Consider the following 6,764-nt stretch of genomic DNA (forward strand, 5'->3'; position numbering starts at 1 on the left):
TTGTTGCCCTCCGTTTGGATGGCTCCAGTCTCGCGCCGGGTCTAAGATCAATCCAACGAATGTTTCTGATGTCACATATCTCGGAGATTGATGGATGTCCGCCTACCCGAGTATCGATACCGAAGTGTTGCGCACCTTCGTCGCCATCGCCGACCAGGGCGGCTTTACCCGCGCCGGCGAAATGGTCAACCGCACCCAGTCAGCCGTCAGCATGCAGATGAAACGACTGGAAGAAGATGTGCTGCAGCGCCAGTTGTTCCAGCGCGACGGACGGCAGGTGCGACTGACGGCCGAAGGCCAGGTGTTGTTGGGCTATGCACGGCGGATCCTCAAGCTGCACAGCGAGGTCTTCAATACCCTGCGTGAACCCGACATGGTCGGCACAGTGCGCATCGGTACGCCGGACGATTATGTGATGCGATTCCTCCCGGGGATTCTGCGCCGATTTGCCCAGTCCTACCCGCTGATTCAGATAGAAGTGCACTGCGAATCATCGAAACAGCTGTTGATGCGACAGGATCTGGACCTGTCCATCGTGACCCGCGAACCGGGCAGCGAAATCGGCCAGCTGTTGCGCAAGGAACGTTTTGTCTGGGCCGAGGCGCAATGCTACAGCGCTCACGAGCAGACCCCGCTGCCGCTGGCGATGTTCAACAGTGATTGCTTCTGCCGCCAGTGGGCCTGCAATGCCCTGGATGCCCAAGGGCGCGATTACCGGGTGGCGTACAACAGCGACAGCCTGTCGGCGATCATGGCCGTGGTCAGCGCCGGCCTGGCCGTCACCGCGCAGCTTGAAAGCCTGATCACCGCGGACATGCGCATCCTCGGTGAAGCCGAAGACCTGCCGCTGCTGCCCGAGGCCAGCATCATGCTCGTGCGCAACCTGCATAATCCGTCACCGATCACCGAATGCCTGGCCGAACACATCGTTGAAGGCTTCAAACTTTGAAGGCGAGCATCACCGCACAGAACACCAGGAACCCGCAAAACAGCCCGCGCAGCAGCCGCTCCGGTAAAGCGTGGGCAACCTTCACGCCCCAACTGATGCTCATCAGCCCTCCGACCGCCAAAGGAAAGCCGATCATCCAGTTGACCTGATGGTGCACGGCGTAAGTCACCAGAGTCACTCCCGTACTCGGCAAGGCCAGCGCCAACGACAACCCCTGCGCAACCACCTGGCTGGTGCTGAACAGACTGGTCAGCACTGGTGTCGCCACCACCGCGCCACCCACGCCGAACAACCCACCCATCGTGCCGGATGCAGCTCCAAGCAAGCCCAGCCAGGGCCATGAGTATTTCATCTGCGATGCCGCCGGTGCACTGGCGGCGAACATGCGAACGAGGTTGTACGCCGACAGCGCGATCAGAAAGGCGACAAAGCCTATGCGCATGATTTGTGCATCAATGCCCACCGCCCAGATCGATCCGAGCCAGGCGAAGCAGAACCCCATGATGGCCAGCGGTAACGCGTGGCGCAGTTCGATCCGGTTGCGCTGATGATAACGCCACAGCGCCAGCATCACGTTCGGCACCACCATCACCAACGCTGTGCCCTGAGCAATCTGCTGGTCGAGCCCGAACAGCACGCCCAGCAACGGAATGGCGATCAGGCCGCCGCCGATTCCAAACAAACCGCCAAGCGTGCCCAGGGCGGCGCCGAAGACCAGATACATCAGAAACTCAATCACCGCCGATTTCTCCTCACGTCACGCTAGCGATCCTACGCAGTTGTTTCTGGCGCGGAAACGCACAGCGACGCACAATGGCTGTGCCAAATCCGCACAAGCGCAGACCTGCCATGAACCCCAATCAACTGACCGATCAACTGGCCTTGTTCCTTGATGTGCTGGAAACCGGCAGCTTTTCCGCCGCCTCGCGCCGTCACCCGATGACCCCTTCGGCGGTGGCACGGCGGATCGACAGCCTGGAAAACGCGGTTGGCAGTCAGCTGTTCATCCGCAGCACCCATGCGGTACGCGCCACCCCGGCGGGATTGGCCTTTGCCGAGCGAGCACGGCGGATCGTCGCCGAGTTGCGCCTGGCCCGGGCCGAAGCGGTTTCCTTGAGTAGTGCGCCGGAAGGCCTGATCCGTATCGATGCGCCAGCAGCCTTCGGGCGCCGGCACCTGGCACCGGTGATTGCCGATTTCCTCATGCTCTATCCGGGACTCGATGTGCAACTGCACCTGATCGACAGTTTCGTCGACATGCAGGGCCAGAACCTTGGCAAGGTCGATCTGGTGCTGCGCGCCGGGCAATTGGCCGACACCCGACTGGTGGCCACGCCACTGGCGAGCATGGTGCGAATCGCTTGCGCCAGCCCTGATTATTTACGGCGTCGCGGCGTGCCGACCGATCCGTCACAGCTGATAGAACACGACGGACTCGACTGGGATGGCCTGGCCCCGCTTTTCGCCTGGCGTTTCGAGCGGGACGGGCAAATGCAGTTGCACCGGCCGGCGCGGGTGCGCATGAGCGCCAATAATGCCGAGGCACTGGTATGCGGCGCATTGGCCGGACTGGGTATCGCGCACCTGCCAACCTGGCTGGCCAGCGAGTACCTGTTGCGCGGTGAATTGCTGCCGTTGTTCTGCGACAGCGGCCTGCCGAAACCGGAAAGCACCGGTATCTATGCCTTGCGCCTGGAACAACAACCCAACTCACGCAGTCGCTTGTTGCTGGAGTACCTGAAAACCCGCTTCAGCCCGGTTCCGCCCTGGGATCTGGTGCTGCAAACCCATTTGCAACGGCACTGATCAGAATTATCTGGCGCATTAAAGATTCGCCCGCTAGATTCTTAAGATCACAGATCAAGGCTTCGACATGACCACCGAGCGCAATACCCCGGATAACTGCGACAACCTGCTGTTGGACAATCAGGCCTGCTTCGCCCTGCATTCCACTTCGCTGATGATGACCAAGGTCTACAAACCCCTGCTGCAAGCGCTGGGCCTGACCTACCCGCAATACCTGGCGATGATGGTGTTGTGGGAACGGGACGGTCTGACCGTAGGCGAAATCAGCACGCGGTTGCTGACCGACCCTGGCTCGTTGACACCGTTGCTCAAGCGCCTGGAAGCCGAAGGCCTGCTCAGCCGAACCCGCAGCCGTGAAGACGAGCGCGTGGTGATCGTCGAGCTCACCGAACAGGGCCGGGCGCTGCGCGACAAAGCCCGCGATATTCCCCAGTGCATCCTCGGCGCCAGCGGGATGACACTTGAGCGCCTGCAAAACCTGCAGGCGGAACTGCAGGAGTTGCGTCGCCACCTGCAAGACAGCCTCTAGCCTCCAACCCACCACAAATCCCCCTGTGGGAGCGAGCAAGCTCGCTCCCACAGTAGCTCTGCAGCCCACTAGAAAATCGGGTTCGCCACCTTCTCCTGAAAAAATCCCTGCTGAAAAAATCCCCCCTCGATAGCTCTAGTTCAATACTTCCAACCAAAACCGCTGCACAGCCTTCCGCTTTTTTCAGATTTTTTTGAAATTTTATATTGCGCGCAAAACATTAGCGCGATACATTTATTTCGCACTTACTTAGCGCGCAAACATTTAGCGCAAATACATCAAACCCTGAACGAGGCTTTCACCATGCAAACTCTCTACACCGCAATCGCAACTTCCACCGGTGGCCGTGACGGTCGTGCGGTTTCCAGCGACAACATCCTCGACGTAAAACTCGCCACTCCGAAAGAACTCGGCGGTGCTGGCGGCGCAGCCACCAACCCCGAGCAACTGTTCGCCGCCGGCTACTCCGCCTGCTTTATCGGCGCCTTGAAATTCGTCGCCAGCCAGACCAAACGCAGCGTCCCGAACGACGCTTCGATCACCGCCCACGTCGGCATCGGCCAGATCCCTGGTGGCTTTGGCCTGGACATCGACCTGCACATCAACCTGCCGGGTCTGGAACAAGCCGATGCACAAGCACTGGTCGACGCGGCCCACCAGGTCTGCCCGTACTCCAACGCCACCCGCGGCAACGTCGATGTGCGCCTGCACGTGACCGTCTGACCGCCAACCACTCAGGCCCGAACAGGAAACGAACATGAACACTTTCAGCAAAGTCTTGACCGGCACCCTTCTCGCCCTGTCGATCAACGGCGCATTCGCGGGTGATGGCGTTGAACACAACACCCAGGCGTTCCTCGATGTGCTGAATGCCGGCACCGGCAAACCGCTTGAACAGCTCAGCCCGAAAGATGCCCGCGCCGTGCTGGTGGGTGCGCAGGCCGGGGTGAAACTGACACTGCCAAAGGCCGATGTCAGCCAGAAGACCATTCAAGTCGACGGCCAACCGCTAAGCCTGACCATCGTCCGGCCGGCCGGGGTCAAGGGTGAGCTGCCCGTGTTCATGTTCTTCCATGGCGGCGGCTGGGTACTGGGAGATTTCCCGACCCACGAGCGGCTGGTGCGTGACCTGGTGACGGGTTCTGGAGCGGCGGCCGTATTCGTGAACTACACGCCATCGCCGGAAGCGCATTACCCGGTGGCGATCAACCAGGCTTACGCGGCGACCCAATGGGTGGCCGAACACGGTAAAGAGATCAACGTCGATGGCAAGCGCCTGGCGGTGGCCGGCAATAGTGTCGGCGGCAACATGGCGGCCGTGGTTGCGCTGATGGCCAAGGACAAGGGCACACCGGCGATCAAGTTCCAGGTGCTGTTGTGGCCGGTGACTGATGCCAGCTTCGAAACCGCGTCCTACAACCAGTTTGCCGAAGGGCATTTCCTCACCAAAAATGCGATGAAATGGTTCTGGGACAACTACACCACCGACGCCAATCAGCGCAACGAGATCTACGCCTCCCCTCTGCGTGCGACCACCGCCCAGTTGAAGGGATTGCCTCCAGCGCTGGTGCAGACCGCCGGTGCCGATGTGCTGCGCGATGAAGGTGAAGCCTACGCCCGCAAACTGGACGAGGCCGGTGTGCCGGTCACTGCGGTTCGCTACAACGGCATGATCCACGACTACGGTTTGCTCAACGTGGTGAGCCAGGTGCCAGCGGTGCGTTCGGCGATGCTGCAGGCGTCCCAAGAACTCAAGCAACACCTGAAATAACACTGCCCCCTGTAGGAGCGAGCATGCTCGCGATGGTCGTTAACGATAACGCGGGCTATCTGAATGCCCGCGTTGTCGTGGCGTCCATCGCGAGCATGCTCGCTCCTACAGGGGGAGCCTTCAGGCACAAAAAAGCCCGACTCAATGGTCGGGCTTTTTCATTCCTGAAGCTGTGCTTATTTGGCACGGCCTTTGTAGGAACCGCCTTCGCGGGTATCAATCTCGATCATATCGTCGATATTGATGAAGTCAGCAACCGACAGCTCGGTACCGTTCTTCAGTTTGGCAGGCTTCATCACCTTGCCGGAAGTGTCGCCGCGAGCGGAACCTTCGGTGTAGGCAACCTGACGCACGATGGTGGTCGGCAGTTCTACGGAAACCAGACGGCCTTCGAAGAACACGGCTTCGCAAACGTCGGTCATGCCTTCTTCAACGAACGGCAGAACGGCTTCGATGTCTTCGGCGTTCAGCTCGTACATGGTGTAGTCGGTGGTGTCCATGAACGTGTAGGAGTCACCGCTGATGAAGGACAGGGTCGCTTCTTTGCGATCCAGGATCACGTCGTCCAGCTTGTCGTCCGCACCGTATACGGTTTCGGTCTTGTAGCCGGTCAGCAGGTTTTTCAGCTTGGTCTTCATGATCGCGCTGTTACGACCGGACTTGGTGAATTCAGCTTTCTGAACCAGCCAAGGATCGTTGTCGATACGGATCACGGTACCGGGTTTGAGTTCTTTACCAGTTTTCATTGCGAATATCCGAATTTGGATGGGATTTACAAAAATCTAGGCCGCGTATCATATCCAATTTCCATAAAACTGTACCAGCGCCGTGGCAAGATCCGCCTGCAAGGCCTGTTCCAGACACCACGCCTCGGCGTGTTTTTCCAGCTCTGGCCAGTGTTTACGGGTGAATTGCCAGTGGTCGGCCATTTTCTCACCGGCGTTCCACGCCCGCCAGAGACCGCTGATCGCTTCCCGCGCAGGGTCCGAAAGCCCCTTTATATAGAGTTCGAGGAAGGCGTCGAGTTTGTCCAGATGGATATCTTCTTCCTGCCGGTAAATGTGCCACAAAAATGGCCGGCCGGCCCATTGAGCACGCACAAAGGAGTCTTCGCCGCGCACGGCATTGAAATCGCAGCACCACAGCAACCCGTCGTATTGGTCCTGACGGACGAATGGCAGCACTTGCACGGTCAACGCTTCACGTACATGCACGGCACCGGCCGCCAGCCCCTCCACACCGAGCCAGCGTTCGACGTCACCGAGTATCCGCCCTTCCGGCACCAGCAGATGAGTGGACGTCGAATCGCCTGCCATCGCATCGAGCCAACTGGCCAGCCCGGTGTTTTCGTAGGCAAACAATGAGATCAACTGCGCGCCGGGTGCACGATCAATTCCCAAACCTTGCAGGAATTCTTTTTGGGCCTGCGGGTCTTGCTGAAATTGCCGACGACGCTCAAGCAACCCGTGCTCCAGTATCAACCCGCCCGTGCCCTTCTGGAACCCTGGAAAGAAAAAGAACTTCTGTACGTTTTTGTACTTCACCGAGGGCAGACCGTGACAGCCGATCACCCAGTCTTCGGCACTCAGGTAATCGAGGTTCATCCACAGCGGCGTCTTTTCCCTTTCGGCCATGGCGTCCATATAGGCGCTCGGCAATTGGCAGGCGAATGCAGCAATCACCACATCGGCGGCTTCCGTCGGCTGCCA

The 6,764-nt window shown here is 59.4% G+C and carries 8 protein-coding genes; 5 read left to right on the forward strand and 3 right to left on the reverse strand.

What is annotated here, in order from left to right:
- Positions 1–94: 94 nt before the first annotated feature.
- On the forward strand, positions 95–949 hold the full coding sequence (locus tag PMI31_RS07355; RefSeq protein ID WP_008017199.1) for a LysR substrate-binding domain-containing protein: 855 nt from the start codon (positions 95–97) through the stop codon (positions 947–949).
- On the opposite strand, the gene PMI31_RS07360 is transcribed toward PMI31_RS07355, so the two are convergent.
- Positions 939–1,673, reverse strand: a complete 735-nt coding sequence (locus PMI31_RS07360) for a sulfite exporter TauE/SafE family protein (RefSeq protein WP_008017200.1) — start codon at positions 1,671–1,673, stop codon at positions 939–941. The two genes, PMI31_RS07355 and PMI31_RS07360, sit on opposite strands and share 11 nt — an antisense overlap.
- Positions 1,674–1,798: 125 nt before the next feature.
- On the opposite strand from PMI31_RS07360, the gene PMI31_RS07365 reads away from it, so the two are divergent.
- From PMI31_RS07365 to PMI31_RS07380, 4 genes are all read left to right on the forward strand, one after another.
- A complete protein-coding gene (locus PMI31_RS07365; RefSeq protein ID WP_008017201.1) occupies positions 1,799–2,755 on the forward strand; it encodes a LysR family transcriptional regulator in 957 nt (318 codons plus the stop codon).
- A 67-nt stretch (positions 2,756–2,822) separates the two neighbouring features.
- Positions 2,823–3,284, forward strand: a complete 462-nt coding sequence (locus tag PMI31_RS07370; protein ID WP_008017203.1) for a MarR family winged helix-turn-helix transcriptional regulator — start codon at positions 2,823–2,825, stop codon at positions 3,282–3,284.
- Between the two features lie 303 nt (positions 3,285–3,587).
- A complete protein-coding gene (locus tag PMI31_RS07375; protein ID WP_008017210.1) occupies positions 3,588–4,007 on the forward strand; it encodes an organic hydroperoxide resistance protein in 420 nt (139 codons plus the stop codon).
- 34 nt (positions 4,008–4,041) lie between these two features.
- On the forward strand, positions 4,042–5,055 hold the full coding sequence (locus tag PMI31_RS07380) for an alpha/beta hydrolase (RefSeq protein WP_008017212.1): 1,014 nt from the start codon (positions 4,042–4,044) through the stop codon (positions 5,053–5,055).
- A gap of 176 nt (positions 5,056–5,231) precedes the next feature.
- On the opposite strand, the gene PMI31_RS07385 is transcribed toward PMI31_RS07380, so the two are convergent.
- Complete coding sequence (locus PMI31_RS07385; RefSeq protein ID WP_007983530.1) at positions 5,232–5,801, reverse strand: elongation factor P; 570 nt, start codon at positions 5,799–5,801, stop codon at positions 5,232–5,234.
- A gap of 48 nt (positions 5,802–5,849) precedes the next feature.
- A partial coding sequence (gene earP / locus PMI31_RS07390; RefSeq protein ID WP_008017213.1) for an elongation factor P maturation arginine rhamnosyltransferase EarP occupies positions 5,850–6,764 on the reverse strand: 915 nt, incomplete at its 5' end.

The organism is Pseudomonas sp. GM55 (assembly GCF_000282395.1).
GTDB classification, from domain to species: Bacteria; Pseudomonadota; Gammaproteobacteria; order Pseudomonadales; family Pseudomonadaceae; genus Aquipseudomonas; species Aquipseudomonas fluorescens_CC.